This window comes from Streptomyces sp. NPDC050509 (assembly GCF_044457965.1).
Lineage (GTDB): Bacteria > Actinomycetota > Actinomycetes > Streptomycetales > Streptomycetaceae > Streptomyces.
This window is the reverse complement of sequence record NZ_JBITHL010000006.1, coordinates 52,936-69,173: the sequence shown is the minus strand read 5'-3', so window position 1 is coordinate 69,173 and position 16,238 is coordinate 52,936. Positions and strand designations below refer to the sequence as shown.

Sequence of the window (16,238 nt, the reverse complement as noted above, 5' to 3'; positions counted from 1 at the left end):
AATATCACCACAAATCCACCAACCCGGCTTCGTAGTGCGTCTGAGCGCGGTCAAGAGCTTCGTCCGGGTCGCAGCCGTGGGCTCGTAGCCAGTGGAGGAGGTCGGTGATCATGTCGATCGCGACCTCTTCCGCCACGGCGACCGAGAGCGGACTGCCCGCTTCGGTACCCAGGGGGCGCCTTACCGCATAAGACGCCAGGAGAGCTTCACTTCGGGTAACTCGGGAGCCGCCCGTGTGGCCTGACGGTGACGTCAGCGTCGTAGCCAGTTCGCACCAGACAATCTTTGCGTCCGGGCGGAGCACGACTCCCCAACGGTCCGCGAGCTCGTCCACCAGCAGCATCCCGCGCCCGGACTCCGCGTCATCGTCAGGTGCGAGCAGAGCGGGAAAGGCGCGGGCGTCCGGGTCGCGGAGTTCGAGGCGCACACGGGTGCCCTGTATCGAGACCGCGAGCGTCGTCGGCGTCCCTTCGCCCACGTGCCTGATGACGTTGGTGACCATCTCGCTGACACAGATCTGAGCCGGGGCGATGATCTCCGGCAATCCCCAGAACCCCATGTGCATGTGGAGCACCCGACGCAGGCCGGCGACCTCTCTCGGTTCAGCCAGGAACGGGACCTCCCATGGCTTTCTCTGCATGCAGTCGTGATGGTCAGTGGACATGAGCCTCACCTTCCGCCGTTCTGTGTGCGCACAGTTACGCGCTGTGTGTGAGGATGACACTCGCGCGTCCCGTTATGCAATATGCACGGGGGGATTCCCTCCAACGAGTGATTGGCGGGCCCCCCTCTTTCAGATGGGATGGAACCTCCCCTGTCTCACGAGGAGTTGAAGTGGCCGGATCACCTACTGCACGGCGTCGACGGCTGGCGATCGAGCTCAAGAAGTTGCGTGAAGAACACGCCCTGACCTGCAATCAAGTCGGCAAGGAGCTCGATTGGAGCGGTTCCAAGGTCAACCGGCTGGAGACGGGGCAGGGGCGGGTACAACCGTCCGACGTCGACGCGCTGTGCCGGTTCTACGGGACGTCGGACGAGTTGCGCGAGCTGCTGAAGTCTCTTGCCAAGCAGTCGAAGACCAAGGGGTGGTGGCATGCGCACGGCAGTGCCGTTCCCTCATGGTTCTCCGTGTACGTGGGACTCGAACAGGCTGCCAGCAGTCTGCGCGCCTACCAGGGCGAGTTCGTCCCTGGCCTCATGCAGACGGCCGAGTACACCTCTGAACTGAGCCGCGTCACACCCGACCTCCCGCACAGCGAGATCCCACGCCTCGTCGACGTCCGCATGCGACGCCAAGAACTTCTCACCCAGGCGAATCCGCCTGATGTCTGGGCCGTTGTGCACCAGAGCGTGGTCATGCAAGTCATCGGAAACCACCAGGTAATGGCCCGCCAACTCGAACGTATGCTGGAAGTGGTGAAGCTGCCGAATGTAACGGTGCAGGTGCTGCCCTACGACGCAGGGGCCTACCCGAGCACCGGCCCCTTCACCGTGCTCGGCTTCCCGGAGCAAGAGGATCCCGACGTGGTGTATCGGGAGGGGCTGACGGACTCGGTCTATCTCGAACTCCCCTCGGATGTAAGCATCTACACCAAGGCATTCGACCACCTCAGAGCGCTCGCCCTGAGCCCGCAGCGATCAGCTTCGCTGATCCACTCAGCCATGGAGGATCACGCTCGATGACCTCGCCCCTCATACGAGACCAGTGGCGGAAGAGCAGCTACAGCAACGGTGCTGGTGGCGAGTGCGTAGAGGTAGCCGCTGCTGGAGCAGCCAAGGTGGGAATCCGAGACTCGAAGGTGCCGCAGGGCCCCCACATCGCTGTGCAACTTGGCGCGTGGGATCTGTTCGTCGGCGCGTTGCGGCACCACGGGGACGGTGGGCGGCTCGGGGCTTGAGCTTCGGGGGTCGGGGGTCTGTACGTCGGGAGGGGTTAGCTGGGGGTTTGGGGGTGCCGGTGGGGGTCGGGGCTCAAGCTTCGGGGGTCGAGCTCTGTTTGTGAGGATTGGTTGGTTCTTGTTTCCCCACCCACCCTCCCTGCCCCAGGTGTTGACTTTTTGCGATTGAGTTGCCACTCAGGGTGAGCAGCGTCTAGCGTGCCCCCTGGACGTAAAACAGCCTCCGCCTGGTGTTCTCAGCACCGGACGGAGGCCTGACCGACGAGATCGAAGTAGGCGATCCCCTTGGCTGATGCGCAGTTTAGTGATGCGCCGACGCGCTTGCACACCGCTTCCCACCCGATGGCCAGTGCCGGGTACGGCAAGCGTTCGGTTGCCGGGCAACCGGGCCCCTCTTCCGGTGACTTCGCGCTGCTGCCGGGGCGTGAGGCGGCTGTCGCCGGGTTTATCGACCGGCTGCCCGACGGGGCTGATATTTCGGTGAAAGCCCTGGCCAAAGTGATGGAGTACGGGCAGTGCGCCTTACGTACCGCCCTGAACTTCCTTGAGCGGGCCGGGCATCTCCTCCGGCGGCGGGAGTTGGTGGTCGGGCCTGCCGGTGGGCGGTGGGTCACTCGTACGTGGTTCTCCCGGGTCGCCCGGGATGATGGGGCCTGGACGCCCCGTCCTTCCGGTGATGCCTCGGAATCGGCGGCGGAGCCCGTGGTGCGTCGGCCGGCTCGGTTGCCCGCGCGGTCCCGGGGGTATTCCGTGCTCGCCTCCATCGGGCGCCGGTGCGCCGCGTTGTCCTTGTCCGCCGCCGAGTGCGCGGAGTTGGAGCCGCTGGCCGCCGAATGGTTCGTACGAGGGGCCGGTGAGGAGGAGCTGCTGCGGGCCCTCACCGGTGGGCTGCCCGTGCCCGTACATCATCCGGCCGGGCTCGTACGGTCGCGGCTGGTGGCCAAGTTGCCGCCCGAACTCGCCGACCTGCCGCCCGCGTCGGCTCCTGCCGTGGGGATGGTGGAGTGTGCCACGTGTCGGACGCCGGGGCGGCCGGAGGCCCTTCGTGACGGGGAGTGCGGGGTCTGCCGGGGTGAGCCCGCGCCCGTACGCCATCCCGCCGCCCTGCCGCCCGAGCGGGTCCGGGCGCTCGCCGCCGGGGTCCGGAGCGCGGCAGCGGGTGAGTGAGCGCGCCGCGTCAGCGGGAGGGCCGGTGGGTGAGCCGGACCAGTGGTGGAGAGGTCGGGGCGGGCCTGGCCAGGGCCGCCCGGAGAGCGGCCAGGAGCTGCGCGGGGTTGTCCCTGAGTTGAGCCGGGGACACCGAGAGTACGGTCAGTCCGTACCTGGTCATGAGGTTGCGGCGGGCCATCGTGCGCTCCCAGTCGGCCGGGCTCAGGTGCCATTCCCGCGAGTCGATTTCCAGCACGACGCCCGCGTAAGGCCAGTAGGCGTCGGGGCGCGCGAGGAAGGTGCCGTCCGGTAAGCGCAGGTCCTGGTTCCACAGCGGGTCCGCGATGAGTGCCTCGCGCAGTACGCGGCGGGCTTCGGCCTCCGCGACCGAGCGGACCCCCGCGGTCAGACCCTCCAGCGCCCTCGCGACCCGGGAGTCCCGGGGGCGCCGGGCGGCGTGCAGCGCCGTCGTGAGGTCCTGGAGGGTGCAGCGGCCCCGCTGGACCACCTCCGCCAGCAGGGCCGTCACCGCGGCCTGGCCGGTCAGGAACGGGACCGCGTCGACGACCGCCCTGGCCGGCGTCGCGCAGGGCAGGCGGCAGACCGGCAGGGAGCGGCAGGGCTTCTTCGGGCGGTGGACGCGGACGTAGGAGCGGCTGCGGGGGTCGCGGCCCGGCGGCACGAGTACGTCGACCGTGCGCAGCCTCGCCGACGGGCCCACGGCGCGCACCCCGTACAGCGCGAGCGCTGCCGCGCCCGTGAGCAGCGCGCCCTCACCGGCGTACAGCAATGCCGCGCGCAGGCGTTGATGTGGGCTCGGGGCGCTTGTCTGGAGCAGGACCACGCGGGGGAGAACCCGTTGCCACGGGCCGCCAGGGGCGCAGCGGCGGGAGATGGTGGAGGTGGCCCAGCCCAGGCCGGCGAGTTGGGACGAGGTCGCGAGGCCGTCCTGGGCCGCGATGAGTGGGGCGGTGTGCGGAGCGGTGTGTGTACGCATGAGCCTGGTCTGCCCAGCAACACGGGCCAGTTACCCTCCGTGACGAAAAGGCGGCGAGAATACGCCACGTACGCCTCACCGTGGTCTGTTTTCTCCGCCTCTTGGGACTCTCGGCGCGCAGTCGAGGTGGGGGGGCGGTTAGGGCTGTGGGCCGTCCTCGGTGTGCGGGCCCTGCGGCCATACCTGGATGTGGTCCTGTTCCAGCTCCAGCATCACCCGTTGCTCCATGCCCAGCGCCGCCGTGTACTCCGTGGGCAACTGGAGCCTCCCGGCCCGGTCCAGCATCGCGAACTCCCGGGCCACCACCGACTCCTGGCCCTCCGCGTCGATCTCCGTACGCCGCAGGACCTCGGACGAGGTGCGGCCGTCCCGGATCGCGACCGTACGGCGGACCTCGTTCTCGACCGCCTGGTCGTGCGTGACGATCACGATCGTCGTCCCCAGTTCCTCGTTGGCCCGGCGGAACGCGGCGAAGACCTCCTCGCCCGTCACCGAGTCCAGTTCGCCGGTCGGTTCGTCGGCGAGGAGTACGGAGGGGGAGTTGGCCAGGGCGACGGCGATCGCGACGCGCTGCTGCTGGCCGCCGGAGAGCTGGTGCGGGCGGCGGTCGGCGCAGTCGGTGACGCCGAGCATCGCCAGCAGGTCCCTGGTCCGCTCGGCCTTCGCTCCCGCCTTCGCCCGTGATGAATGCGCGTTACGTGGGGCGCGGCGGCCTCTCAGTTGCATGGGGAGGGCGATGTTCTGGGCGGCCGTGAGGTAGGGCAGGAGGTTGCGGCTCGTCTGCTGCCAGACGAAACCGACCACCTCACGGCGGTAGTTGAGCCGGACCTTCGCGTTCATCGTGAGCAGATCGCGGCCCGCGACCCTGGCCGCGCCGGCCGTGGGGACGTCCAGGCCCGCGAGGACGTTCATCAGCGTCGACTTGCCGCTGCCGGACGCGCCGACCAGGGCCATCAGCTCGCCCTCCTGGACGGTGAGGTCGAGCCCCTGGAGGGCCTGCACCTCCACGCCGTCCGTGGTGAAGACGCGGACCAGCCGGTCGCAGGTGATCAGCGCGTCGTGCCCGTACGAGGGGCGGTCGCGGTGGGCCGTCGCCTGCCGTTCGAGGTCGGTGAGGGTGGGGGGCAGGGCCGGTTCCGTCATCGTGTGTCTCCCGCTCTCAGCTCCGTGATCGATCCGCGTCTGCCCGCCCACCACGCCTGCCCGGTGGCGACCGCCCCCGCGAGGAGGAGTACCGCGCCCGCCGGGAGCAGCAGGGACCAGCCGTCCGTGCTCAGTGCCACGCCGTCGGCCTGGGACGCGGAGCCCAGGGCGAGTTGGGCCAGGTCGATGCCGGGGGCCAGCAGCCGGATCGTGGCCCAGCCTGCGAGGATGCCGCCCCCGGCGGCGAGCAGCGCCTGCGGCAGGGACTCCAGGCCCAGCAGCAGACGGCCCTGGCGGCCGGTGAGGCCCATGGTGCGCAACCGGGCCAGCAGGGCGGTTCGTTCGCGCGCCGAGTGCAGGAGGGAGAGGAGGAGGGCGATGACCGCGTAGACCGCGCCGGCCAGGACGGCCACGGCGTAGATCCGCTCGGCGCCCGACTGGAGCGGCGACGGGGTGAACGCCGCCCGTTCCTCGGTCAGCAGGGTCACCTGGGTGGTGTGGGTGGGCTGGGTGGGCTGGGTCGCCTGGGTGGTGTGGGTGGTGTGGGTGGTGTGGGTGGTGTGGGTGGTGTGGGTCGCCTTTGTCGCCGCGGTCAGCTCTCTCCCGTTCAGCCGCTCCCCCGTGACCAGCAGCGTCGTCGGGTCCGACGCCGCCAGGCCCGCCGCGTCCACCAGCAGGAACTCGGTGCGGGGAGCGGCCGGGGTGTGGGACCGGACCGCGGTGATCCGTACGGTGATCTCGCCCGCCGCCGAGACGATCCGGCGCGGCCCGGTACCCAGCCGTTCGGCGGTGGCGGGCGACGCCACCGCGTGCAGCGCCCCGCCCGCGCCGCGCGCCGTCAACTCCCCGGCCGGGAACGCTCCGAGGCCCTGCTGCCGGGCCAGCCGGCTGTACGCGTCGGGCTCCACGCCGATCAGGGTGACCGGCTTCTCGGACAGGGACCCGGCACCGTCCGGCGACGCCGGTTCCGCCGCCGTGTCGATCCGTACCGGCGTCACGTCCCGTACGCCGTCCACCTGCCGCACCGACCGTTCCGCGCCCGCCGGCAGCGGTACGGCGTCGTCCGGCGTGGAGATCCGGGCGTCCGCCCCGACCGCCAGCAGCGCGGCCCGGTCGCGCGCGTCCGTGATGCCCGCCAGTACGGAACCGCCGAACGCCGCCGTCGTCAGGGCGATGAGCAGCGCCAGCAGCGGCGCCGCCGTCGCCGTGGACGACGACCGGCCCGCGCGCGCCAGCGCCAGGAAACCGACGATCCCGCGCAGCCGCGCCGCCGGACGGGCCGCGTAGCGCAGGGGCAGCGGGTACAGCCGTACGAGGACGAGCGCGGCGATCAGCGCCACCAGGACGGGGGCCGCGCTCACCAGCAGGTCGCCCGCACCGCCCGCACCGCCCGCCCCACCGGAGGAGCCCGAGGAGCCCGACGATGTGCCTCTGCGGCGCAGCGCCGCCACCGAGGCCACGGCCAGCACCAGCAGGGTCAGTTCGGCGACGGTACGGCGGCGGCTGGGCCGCGCCGCCGCGAGGTCCTCGCGGTCCCCGTACGCGCGCGGCCTGCGCAGGGGCATGATGGCCCGGAGCGGCAGCGTCACACAGGCGACCAGCGCCACGGCGGACGCACCGTACACGGCGGGCGCCAGGCGCACATCGCTCCCGTTGCCGTCCACCACGAGCACCGCCAGCAGCAGGGCGGCCCCGGCGGCGGGCAGCGCGATCACGGCGGTCTCGGCGAGCAGCCGTCCGCCGATGCCGGGCAGGGAGCCGCCGCGCGAGCGCAGCAGGGCGAGTTCGGCGGCGCGGCCCGCGGCGAGCAGACCGCCGGCCATCGTGAGGACGACGGCGGCGACGGCGCCCATCCCGAAGGCCGCCACGACGACGATGCGCGAGATCGCCTCGCGGGTCGCGAGATGGTGGCCGGCGATCGCGCCGAGGCCGGTCTCCACGACCGTGTTCCCGCCCGCGATCTCCCGCATCCGCAGCAGGCCGGGGCCGTCTTCGAGGGAAGCGGTGAGCCGTGCGAGTTCCGGGGCGTCCGCCGCGGTCAGCTCTCCGATGGCGGGGGCGAAGCGCCAGTACTTCTGCGTGTCCGTCCGCGTGCCGAGGAGGGCGGGCGCCGCCTCGGGCGCCAGCAGGAGCCCCGCCTCCCAGCGGATCTGCGGTGGCTTGGACGGCAGTGCGGTCAGCCCCGGGGTGCGCAGGAGCGGTTCGGCGGACCAGTAACTCCCTTTCGGGGTACGGGGGTCGACCACACCCGTGATCGTCACGGTGAGCGCCGGGGTCCCGACGGAATCGCTGAGGTTGAGTACGGTGCCGACGCGCAGCCGCAGGTCACGGGCGGTCGCCGTGGTCACGGCCGCCTCCAGCTCCGTCGTACGGGCGTCCGCGCCGTCTTCGCCCGCGGTCGGCAGCCGTCCGCTGCGTACGGTGGCGTGGGCGGCCAGCTCCGACTGCGTGGCCAGGGTGAAGCGGGGCGGGATCGCGTCGGGGCGCGGCAGCCAGCGGTCCGTGCCGGTCAGGGCCTCGCCGGTGCGTACCCCGTACGCCGACTGGGCGAGGTCGGCCCGCAGCGGGCTCGGCAGCCTCGCCGCCACCTCCCGGTGGACGGCTTCGAGGGCGTCGGGGCGCATCTGCGCGACCCGGGCGGCCTCCGGCAGTTCCAGGCCGGCCTGGGGAGCGGTCAGTCGCAGCACGGTGTCGGTCACGGGCGCGGCGGCGATCTCGCGGCGCAGCCCCTCGCTCTCGTACGCGTCGACGGCCCTCGGGAACGCGGCGGCGAGGAAGGCCGTGAGCAGGACGAGCACGCCGAAGGCGGCGGCGGCCCCGGGGGCCGTACGCAGCCGAGTCCGCACCCAGGGCGCTACGGGGCGCGAGGTTCCGGTGGTTCCGGTGGTTCCGGTGGTTCCGGCCGATTCAGCCGTGGCCGGTCCTGTCGTGGCCGGTGTGTCCTTACGGGTCATGTCAGTGGTCCCCCTGGTGGCGGAGCGCGACCGCGGGGTCGGCGCCGCGCCGGGCGGCCAGGGCCGCGGTGATCAGCAGGGGCACGGCCGCGACGCCCGCGAGGAACAGGGCCGCCTGGGGCAGCGGGAGTTCCACGAGCACCTGGGGCACGGGCCGGTCGGCGCGCGAGGTCAGCACGGTCAGCGGGACGAGCGCCCGCGTCAGCAGGGCCCCGAGCCCGGCGCCGACGGCCAGGCCGATACCGATCAGCACCCCTTGTTCCGTCACGACCAGCCGGGCGAGGCTCCGGCGGGGCGCTCCGAGGGCGCGCAGCACGGCGAGTTCGGCAGTCCGTTCGCGCAGGGACGCGGCGGCGGCGACCGCGAACCCCACGGCGGCGAGCGCGGCGGCCACCAGTGCGACGGCGATCAGCGCGGCGCGCGGCCCGTCGCCGAGGGGATCGCCGAGCAGTCCGGCCGCCGTCTCGTCGCGTACGAGCACCCGGCCGGGGCCGGCCCCGTCCGCGGGGTCGCGCAGCGCGGACGCGACCTGCGCGGCGGCGCCGGGGGCGGTGCTCAGCCACCACTCGTTGGGGGCGAGGGCGCGGTCGGTGCGGGCGGCGAGGGCGGCGTTGACGGCCCGCAGGTCGACGAGGAGCGCACCGGCGTTCTGCGGTGCGCTCGCGCCCACTTCCCCGCCCGCTCCCCCGTCCACGCCCGCGACCGCCTCCAGGTCCTCGGTCGTCCCGGTCGTCGGCAGCGCTCGTACCGTCTTCACGATGGTCACCCGCACCTGCTCCCCCGCCAGCGTCAGATCGACGCTGTCCCCGCGCCCGGCCCCGGTGGCTCGCAGGAAGCCGTCGGTGGCGACGGCCGCGATCCGCTCCGGGGCGGCGGCGCCCACGACATCGAGCCGGACGGCGAAGTAGCCGACGACGTCGCGCTCCGCCCGCCCGGTCGGGTACGAGACGGTCAGCGGCGCCGACGTTCCCGGGCCCGACGTACCCGGGTCGGACGCGGACGCGGTCGGTTCCAGGGCTTTCGGCGCGCTCTCCGCGGAGCCCTCCGTCACCGTGGCGCTGCCGCGCCAGCGCACCTCGTCCGGTACGGAGACGGGTACCGGGCGCGCGTCGCCCCCGGCTCCCGTGGCGAGCAACCGCCCTACGGTCAGCCGGTGTTGCTCGGACTCCTGCTCCGGGGCCGCCCCGCCGAGCCGCAGCCCGGTCACGCGGAGCGGCCCGGCGGGGGCGCTCCGGGTGCCCGCCGCGGTCAGGTCGAGATCGAGGGCGGCGCGGTGGAACCGGCCGTCGGCGGGCACCTGTCCGGCGCTGAGCCGGTACGGGATGCCGTAGCGGTCCTCGACCACCACCAGGAGGGTGGCGGCGGGGGCGCCCGACGCGCCCTTCCCTGCCGCGATCCGTACGTCGAGGGCCAGCCGGCGGGTGTCGTCGGGCAGCGCGATCCCGGTACGGGCCCGGGCTCGGCCCCCGGGCTCCGGTCCGGCCGTCGGCTCCGGTCCGGCCGTAGGTGCGTTCGCCGCCCCGTCCAGCAGGCTCCGCGCCGGCTCGTCGGTGAGGTCCGGGCGCAGCAGCATCCCCTCCTCGGCGTGGGCGGTGTCCAGCGCGAGTACGGTCGCCGTCAGGCCGCCGGAGAGACCCGCGTCCGTACGGTGGGCGGGGGCGGCCTGCCGTACCCCCGGCTGCGCGGCGTAGAGGCCGGCCTGACCGGGGTCGGCGGGCCTGCCGTCCAGGACCCGTACCGACGCGCCCGTGGCGAAGTCCGCCTGGTCGCGCTGGGACCGGTCCCACGACGCGCTCTGGCCGAGGGCGAGGAGGCCGGTCGCCACGGCGAGGACCAGCAGCAGGACGGGCCCGGCGCCGCGCAGCGACCGGCGGCCGAGGCGGTGGGCGGCCAGCGCGCCGGGCAGACCACGGCTCCTCGCGGCGCGGCGCTCGGCGAGCAGCGCCAGGGGCGGCAGCAGCCGCAGCGTCAGCACCGTACCGGCGAGCAGCGCCAGCGCGGGCGCGCCGACGAGCAGCGGGTCGATGCCGAGGCGGCCTTCGCGGTCGCTGCCGAGCGCGCCGGTTCCCGCCCCCGTGCCGGTCTGGCGGTCCAACTGCCAGTAGGCCAGGGCCGCGATGAGCAGCAGGCCGAGGTCCGCGCCCGCGCGTACGGGTGCGGGCAGCGCGGCGGCCCGGCCGCGTGCCCCGGCCGACTCGCCCGCGCCGGCCGCCCCGGCGAGGGCGGGCAGGACGACCAGTGCCGCGCAGCAGAGCGCGACCGCCGCCGAGACGGACCACACCGGCCAGGCCGGCAGGTCACCGAGGCCCGCCCCCGCGCCGGGACCGTCGTCGCCGGGCGCGGACCGGCGCGCGAGCAGGCCGGTCAGCGGGGCCGCCAGCGGCGGGGCGCAGAGGGCCGCCGGGAGGGCCAGCAGCGCCGCTTCCGTGGCGGCGAGGGCAGCGAGCCGGCCGCGCGAGGCGCCGCGCGCCCGCAACAGGCCTGTCTCGCCCGCCCGTTCCGTGGCGAGGGACCGGGCCACCAGCAGCAGTGTGTACCCGGCCAGGAGCAGCAGTTGCAGCGCGACGATCACCAGCGTGGACCGGGACACCAGCAGCGCCCGCTCGGTCCGGTCCAGCAGGGACGGCAGCGCGGTGCCGACCGTCGCGCTCCCGCCGAGCGCCGGATCCTCCCGCAGCCGCTCGGGAACCCGGGTGGACGCGGTGCGCAGGGCGTCGATCCGGTCGGTGGTGACGCCCCGGTAGTCGGCGGTGGCCAGCCAGCCGGTGGTGAGGTCGGTGACGGGGCCGGAGGTGAGGAAGGACGTGTCCGTGAGGAGCGGGCCGTAGGTGGTGAAGTCGACCTCGCGCACACCGCGTCCGCCGAGTGCGTCCAGCCGCCAGTACGGCTCGGTGGGGTCGGTGGCCCGGTACACACCGGTGATCCGGACGGTCAGCCGGTCGTCGGTCAGCCGGTCGGTGAGGACGATCCGGGCACCCGGCGCCAACTCCAGCCGCCGGGCGGCCTCTTCGGGCAGGGCCACGGGTACGGGCTCGGGTACGGGTACGGGTACAGGCTCGGATCCGGATCCGGAATCGGGTACGGGCTCGCTCCCGCCGTCGCCGCCGCCCGCCGGGGGCGGTTCCGGCAACTCGCCCGCCACCAGGGTGATCCGGGAGCGGTCCAGGGCGGCGAAGTGGGTCAGGTCCGGCTTCTTCTCGTCGAGCGGAGGTGCGGCGGCCCTGAGCGACGCGGGCAGCGCGTACGGTCCCGAGCGCTCCAGCTTCCGTACGGTCACGGGCAGCCCGTCGAACGCCTCCCGCACGCCCCGGACCACGGCCCGCTCCGCCGCGTCCCGCCCCGCCACCGGAACGTCCGCGCCGACGACGAGCGCGGCGGCAGCGGCGTCCCGGCCGCGCAGGGTCTCGCGCAGCGCCGTATCGCCGACGGAGCCGGAGAACGCGGTGAGGGAGGCGAGGACACAGGTGGTCAGCACGACGGCGAGCAGCGCGGCGGCCAGCAGCAGCCGATGCCCCGCCGCACGCAGAAGAACGAACCCCGTCACGCATCCCCCGACAACCCGCACGCCGTTCGGCCGGAACCGCCACGGCTCTCTTCCAGGTCTTCCCCGTTGATCCGCGCCCAGCCAAACACAGAACGGGCTCATCTCCTACCCTGTGCCCGCACATACTGTGGCCGGGCCGGCCATCACAGGCGACAACGTTCGGGGGATGCGCCCATGACGGAACACACCAGCACACGCGGGACCACCGCGGGGCCGGCCATCGCAGAGCCGGACGGCCGGTCCGGCGGGCCGATGGTCAGCGCCGAGGACCTGCACCGCTCGTACGGCACGGGCGCCACCGCCGTCCACGCGCTGCGCGGCACCTCGCTCGACATCGCGCGGGGTGAACTGGTCGCCCTCAAAGGGCGCTCCGGGGCCGGGAAGACCACGCTGCTCAACCTGGTCGGCGGCCTGGACGCGCCGGACCGGGGGCGGATCGTCGTCGACGGCGCCGACCTCTCGCAACTCGGCGAGGACGGGCTGCTGGAGCTCCGCCGCGACCGGGTCGGGTTCGTCTTCCAGTCCTTCGGTCTGATCCCGCTCCTCACCGCGGCCGAGAACGTGGGGGTCCCGCTGCGGCTGCGCGGGGCCGATCCGCGCGAGCGCGAGGAGCGGGTGGCGCTGCTGCTGGCCCTCGTCGGCCTCACCGACCACGCGGCGCAGCGCCCCGGCGAACTCTCCGGCGGCCAGCAGCAGCGCGTGGCCCTCGCCCGCGCCCTCGCGAACCGGCCTGCCCTGCTGATCGCGGACGAACCGACCGCCCAACTGGACGCCCACACCGGGCTCATGGTGATGGAGCTGCTGCGGACGGTCGTACGGAGCGAGGGCGTGACGGCCCTGGTCGCGACGCACGACCCGCAGTTGCTCGATCTGGCGGACCGGGTAGTGGAGCTGAGCGACGGCCGGATCGTCGAAGGCTGAGATCGTTACGCTCGACCGGACAGGACGACGAAAGGTGGCGGTCATGGCGGCGGCAACAGCGAGGATCCCGGCGGCGGCCGTGGCGGCGGGCGGGCTCGTCGGCGGATACGGGGTCGCCCGGTGGACGAAGAAGCGCCCCCTCGGCGGGGTCGCGCTCGCCGCCGCCGGGGCCGTCGCCGCGCGCGAGTGGCACCGTACCGGCGGGACGGGGACCGCGGTGGGGCTGACCACGCTGTACGTCGCGGCCTTCGCCGGATCGCACCCCCTGGCCAGGAAGGTCGGTGCCTGGCCCGCGGTCTTCACGGTGGCGGGCGCGGTGGCGGCCACGTCCTGGGCGGTCACGCGGCGCGGGAGCGCGTGAGCCGGGGTCACGCGGCGCGGGAGCGCGTGAGCCCGGTTCCGGAACGGGCCTCAGAAACCGCAGAAAAGTTTTTTCGGAGCTGTTGAACACCCCGGGGCCGGGCCGCGTACTTAACGGCAACTCCCCCATGGTGGCTGGGCGCGTGAACGGACGACAGGGTCCGGTACACGCGCCCAGCACTTTTTCACGCCTGCGCCGGGCACCGGCCGGGGCCCCGGCCCTCAGGCGCCCGGCCCTCAGGCGCCCAGCGCGTGCGACACCGTGTAGATCAGCAGACCGGCCAGCGCGCCGACCACCGTGCCGTTGATCCGGATGAACTGAAGGTCCCGGCCGATGTTCGCCTCGATCTTCTTCGACGTGTCGGCGGCGTCCCAGCTCGCGACGGTGTCCGAGATCAGCGAGGTGATCTCGCCCCGGTACGTGGAGACGACGTACGCCGCCGCGTCCTCGATCCACCCGTCGAGCTTCCCCTGGAGCCGGTCGTCCGTCACCAGCCGGCCGCCCAGCGAGAGCAGCGAGGCACGGGCGCGCAGGCGCAGCTCGCTGCGGTCGTCCTCGGCCGCCGAGATGATCATTCCGCGTACGGAGGACCAGGCCGAGGCGATGATGTCCTGCACTTCGGGCCGCGCCAGCAGCTCCGACTTCAGCCGCTCGACGCGCGCCCGGGTCTCCGTGTCGGACTGGAGGTCGGCGGCGAAGTCCCGCAGGAAGCGGTCGATCGCGCCGCGCGCCGGATGCGTCGGCATGTCGCGCATCTCGGTGACGAAGCGCACCAGTTCCTTGTAGACGCGGTCCCCGATCCTGCGGTCCACGAACCGCGGCGTCCATCCCGGCGCCCCGCCCTGGACCGCGTCCATGACCGAGTCGCCGTGCTCCGCCAGCCAGTCGTGCGCCCGCGCGCAGATCAGGTCGACGGCCCGGTGGTGGGCACCGTCCGCGACGATCTTGTCCAGCGTCTTCCCGATGCCCGGCGCGATCTCCGCCGCGTCCGCGCGGCGGGTGATCGCCTCACCGACGACGGCCTGGACGTCCGAGTCCCGCAGCACGGTGAGGGCGCCGCGCAGCGCCGTGGACAGCTCGGCGGTGACACGGTCGGCGTGGTCGGGCTGGGCGAGCCAGGTACCGAGCCGGCCGCCGATGCCGAGGGCGCGCAGCCGGGTCCTCACGACATCGGCGGAGAGGAAGTTCTCCCCGACGAAGGAGCCCAGCGAGGCGCCGAGCTGGTCCTTCTTGTTCGGGATGATCGCGGTGTGCGGGATGGGCAGGCCGAGGGGGTGCCGGAAGAGCGCCGTCACCGCGAACCAGTCGGCCAGCGCGCCGACCATGCCGGCCTCGGCCGCAGCGGCGACGTAACCGGCCCAGGGGCCGGCACCGGAGTTCTTCGCCCAGGTGGCGAGGACGAAGACCAGGGCGACGAAGACGAGCAGGCCGGTGGCGGTGGTCTTCATACGGCGTACGCCGCGCCGCTTCTCCTCGTCGGCGGCCGTGTAGGAGAACCCGGGCAGCCCCGAGCGGCGCCCCGGCGACCCCCCGGGAGCACCGGGGGCCCCACCGGCGGACGCCCCGGGAGCCCCGGAGGGTGGTCCGGACGCCCCGGACGCCCCGGACGCCCCGGACGCCCCGGACGCCCCGGAAGTCCCAGGGGCCCCGGACGCTCCGGGGGGCCCGGAGGGCCCCGCCGTCAGCTCCTTGCCCGGAGCCGATTTATCCGGATCCGTACGTTCCATCCGCTCCACCCGTCCACGTACGCCACACGACCGACCCACTCGTACACATTGTCCCTTCCTCTCGTACTCCCGGGGCGCACGTCGAGTTCCCGGCGCGATGCCGGATGATTGTTCTGTACGCAGGGGTGAGGGGATACGGGGCCATGAACAGACATCGCGGATTTGCCCTGCTCGGGGGGCTCATAGGGGTGGTGGCGCTGGTGTGCGCCGCCATATTCGGCGGGTTCGGCCTGCTGGCCACCGGCTCGGACACCGGTGCCGACGCCGGTGCCGACAGCGCGAACAGCACAGCAGCCACGAGCGGTACGGGTACGGGTACGGGAGGGCCGCGCGGCCAGAACCCGCCGCCCGGCCGGGCCGCGCCCGCCTCCGCCGACGCCTGGACCGGAACGTGGGCCACGGCTCCGGCCGGGGTCGAGACGGGGATGCCGTACGGCCACCCCGGGCGTTCCATCCGTAACGTCGTGCACACCAGCATCGGCGGCACCAGCGCCCGGGTCACCCTCTCCAACCTCTACAGCCCGCGCCCCCTCGTGATCGGCCATGCCTCCGTCGCGGTCGGCGCGGGCGGCCCGCGCGCGGTCGACGGGACGCTGCGGCAGCTCTCCTTCAACGGGCGCGCGGCCGTGACCATACCGGCCGGCGGGCAGCTCATCAGCGATCCGGTGGCGCTGCGCGTCCCGTACGACGGTGATCTGCTGGTCACGCTCTTCACCCCGGTCGCGGGCGGGCCCGTCACGTACCACCCGTCCGCGCTCCAGACCTCGTACCTCGCCGACGGCGACCGTACGCAGGACCCCTCCGGGGCCGTGTACACCGAGCCGAGCAAGGTCTGGCGCTACCTGACCGCCGTCGATGTGCAGAACCGCGAGTCGCGGGGGGCGGTGGTCGCCTTCGGCGACTCGATCACCGACGGCGTGGGCTCCCGTACCGACGCGAACAGCCGCTGGCCGGACATCCTCGCCGACCGGCTGAGCGGCCGGCACATCGGCGTGCTCAACGAGGGCATCGGCGGCAACACGGTCCTCCAGGACTCCGTACAGGACCGCAAGGGCGAGAGCGGCGTCTCCCGCTTCCAGCGCGACGTCCTCGACCGCGCGGGGGTACGGACCGTCGTCATCGACCTCGGCGTCAACGACATCCTGCGCGGCCAGGAGCGCGACCCGGCCAGGATCACCGCCGGGCTCAGGGAGATGACCCGGCAGGCGCACACGCGCGGGCTGCGCGTCATCGGCTCGACGCTGACGCCGTTCGGCGCGCACCGCGGCTACACCGCGGAAAACGAGTCCGTACGGGAACGGGTCAACGCGGAGATCAGGGCGGGCGGTGTCTTCGACGACGTCGTGGACTTCGACCGGGTGGTGCGCGACCCGTACGCCCCCCACCGGATCAGGCCGCTGTACGACGCGGGCGACGGCCTGCACCCCAGCGACGCCGGGTACCGGGCGATGGGCCGCGCACTCGACCTGGAGCTCCTGGAGACGAAGGCGCCCGCCGCGCTGTAGCGGGAAGCCGCGCGGGAGGAAGCGGGGCGGGGACGGCAG

Annotated in this window: 12 protein-coding genes; 6 read left to right on the top strand and 6 right to left on the bottom strand. The window is 73.5% G+C overall.

Annotated elements, in window-relative coordinates; genetic code table 11:
• Positions 1-4: 4 nt before the first annotated feature.
• Entirely contained in the window at positions 5-664 is a 660-nt protein-coding gene (locus tag ACIBJC_RS18505) for an ATP-binding protein (protein ID WP_399293349.1), read from the bottom strand.
• A gap of 170 nt (positions 665-834) precedes the next feature.
• Here ACIBJC_RS18505 and ACIBJC_RS18500 point away from each other — a divergent pair, with 170 nt between their 5' ends.
• The 3 genes from ACIBJC_RS18500 to ACIBJC_RS18490 all read left to right on the top strand — a co-directional run bounded on the left by ACIBJC_RS18500 (position 835) and on the right by ACIBJC_RS18490 (position 3,065).
• Positions 835-1,683: a helix-turn-helix domain-containing protein gene (locus tag ACIBJC_RS18500; protein WP_399293346.1), complete on the top strand. Its 849-nt coding sequence runs from the start codon at positions 835-837 to the stop codon at positions 1,681-1,683.
• Entirely contained in the window at positions 1,680-1,898 is a 219-nt protein-coding gene (locus ACIBJC_RS18495; RefSeq protein ID WP_399293343.1) for a DUF397 domain-containing protein, read from the top strand. The genes ACIBJC_RS18500 and ACIBJC_RS18495 overlap by 4 nt, the downstream gene beginning before the upstream one ends.
• A gap of 750 nt (positions 1,899-2,648) precedes the next feature.
• A complete protein-coding gene (locus ACIBJC_RS18490; protein ID WP_399293340.1) occupies positions 2,649-3,065 on the top strand; it encodes a hypothetical protein in 417 nt (138 codons plus the stop codon).
• A 10-nt stretch (positions 3,066-3,075) separates the two neighbouring features.
• Here ACIBJC_RS18490 and ACIBJC_RS18485 read toward each other — a convergent pair whose 3' ends face one another.
• The 4 genes from ACIBJC_RS18485 to ACIBJC_RS18470 form a co-directional block, all read right to left on the bottom strand.
• The gene (locus tag ACIBJC_RS18485) at positions 3,076-4,044 is read right to left on the bottom strand and encodes a hypothetical protein (RefSeq protein WP_399293337.1); all 969 of its coding nucleotides are present in this window, start codon (positions 4,042-4,044) and stop codon (positions 3,076-3,078) included.
• A 138-nt stretch (positions 4,045-4,182) separates the two neighbouring features.
• Positions 4,183-5,187 carry an ABC transporter ATP-binding protein gene (locus ACIBJC_RS18480; protein ID WP_399293334.1) on the bottom strand — a complete coding sequence of 335 codons (1,005 nt, stop codon included), beginning with the start codon at positions 5,185-5,187 and terminating at the stop codon, positions 4,183-4,185.
• Positions 5,184-8,141: an FtsX-like permease family protein gene (locus tag ACIBJC_RS18475; RefSeq protein WP_399293331.1), complete on the bottom strand. Its 2,958-nt coding sequence runs from the start codon at positions 8,139-8,141 to the stop codon at positions 5,184-5,186. The genes ACIBJC_RS18480 and ACIBJC_RS18475 overlap by 4 nt, the downstream gene beginning before the upstream one ends.
• Before the next feature lies 1 nt (position 8,142).
• Positions 8,143-11,685 carry an FtsX-like permease family protein gene (locus ACIBJC_RS18470; RefSeq protein ID WP_399293329.1) on the bottom strand — a complete coding sequence of 1,181 codons (3,543 nt, stop codon included), beginning with the start codon at positions 11,683-11,685 and terminating at the stop codon, positions 8,143-8,145.
• Positions 11,686-11,859: 174 nt separating this feature from the next.
• Here ACIBJC_RS18470 and ACIBJC_RS18465 point away from each other — a divergent pair, with 174 nt between their 5' ends.
• Together ACIBJC_RS18465 and ACIBJC_RS18460 are read left to right on the top strand one after the other, a co-directional pair.
• Positions 11,860-12,606 carry an ABC transporter ATP-binding protein gene (locus tag ACIBJC_RS18465; protein ID WP_399293326.1) on the top strand — a complete coding sequence of 249 codons (747 nt, stop codon included), beginning with the start codon at positions 11,860-11,862 and terminating at the stop codon, positions 12,604-12,606.
• A gap of 43 nt (positions 12,607-12,649) precedes the next feature.
• Complete coding sequence (locus tag ACIBJC_RS18460; protein ID WP_399293323.1) at positions 12,650-12,967, top strand: hypothetical protein; 318 nt, start codon at positions 12,650-12,652, stop codon at positions 12,965-12,967.
• 236 nt (positions 12,968-13,203) lie between these two features.
• Here ACIBJC_RS18460 and ACIBJC_RS18455 read toward each other — a convergent pair whose 3' ends face one another.
• Positions 13,204-14,694, bottom strand: a complete 1,491-nt coding sequence (locus tag ACIBJC_RS18455) for a DUF445 domain-containing protein (RefSeq protein WP_399293320.1) — start codon at positions 14,692-14,694, stop codon at positions 13,204-13,206.
• Positions 14,695-14,837: 143 nt separating this feature from the next.
• Between ACIBJC_RS18455 and ACIBJC_RS18450 the strand changes: the two genes are divergently transcribed.
• Complete coding sequence (locus ACIBJC_RS18450) at positions 14,838-16,199, top strand: GDSL-type esterase/lipase family protein (protein ID WP_399293317.1); 1,362 nt, start codon at positions 14,838-14,840, stop codon at positions 16,197-16,199.
• Positions 16,200-16,238 lie beyond the last annotated feature (39 nt).

Excerpts from the sequence above, each read along its gene's own strand:
- ACIBJC_RS18480 (WP_399293334.1), bottom strand. The coding sequence starts at position 5,187 with ATGACGGAACCGGCCCTGCCCCCCACCCTCACCGACCTCGAACGGCAG.
- ACIBJC_RS18495 (WP_399293343.1), top strand. The coding sequence starts at position 1,680 with ATGACCTCGCCCCTCATACGAGACCAGTGGCGGAAGAGCAGCTACAGC.
- ACIBJC_RS18465 (WP_399293326.1), top strand. The coding sequence starts at position 11,860 with ATGACGGAACACACCAGCACACGCGGGACCACCGCGGGGCCGGCCATC.
- ACIBJC_RS18475 (WP_399293331.1), bottom strand. The coding sequence starts at position 8,141 with ATGACCCGTAAGGACACACCGGCCACGACAGGACCGGCCACGGCTGAA.
- ACIBJC_RS18460 (WP_399293323.1), top strand. The coding sequence starts at position 12,650 with ATGGCGGCGGCAACAGCGAGGATCCCGGCGGCGGCCGTGGCGGCGGGC.
- ACIBJC_RS18485 (WP_399293337.1), bottom strand. The coding sequence starts at position 4,044 with ATGCGTACACACACCGCTCCGCACACCGCCCCACTCATCGCGGCCCAG.
- ACIBJC_RS18450 (WP_399293317.1), top strand. The coding sequence starts at position 14,838 with ATGAACAGACATCGCGGATTTGCCCTGCTCGGGGGGCTCATAGGGGTG.
- ACIBJC_RS18505 (WP_399293349.1), bottom strand. The coding sequence starts at position 664 with ATGTCCACTGACCATCACGACTGCATGCAGAGAAAGCCATGGGAGGTC.
- ACIBJC_RS18455 (WP_399293320.1), bottom strand. The coding sequence starts at position 14,694 with ATGGAACGTACGGATCCGGATAAATCGGCTCCGGGCAAGGAGCTGACG.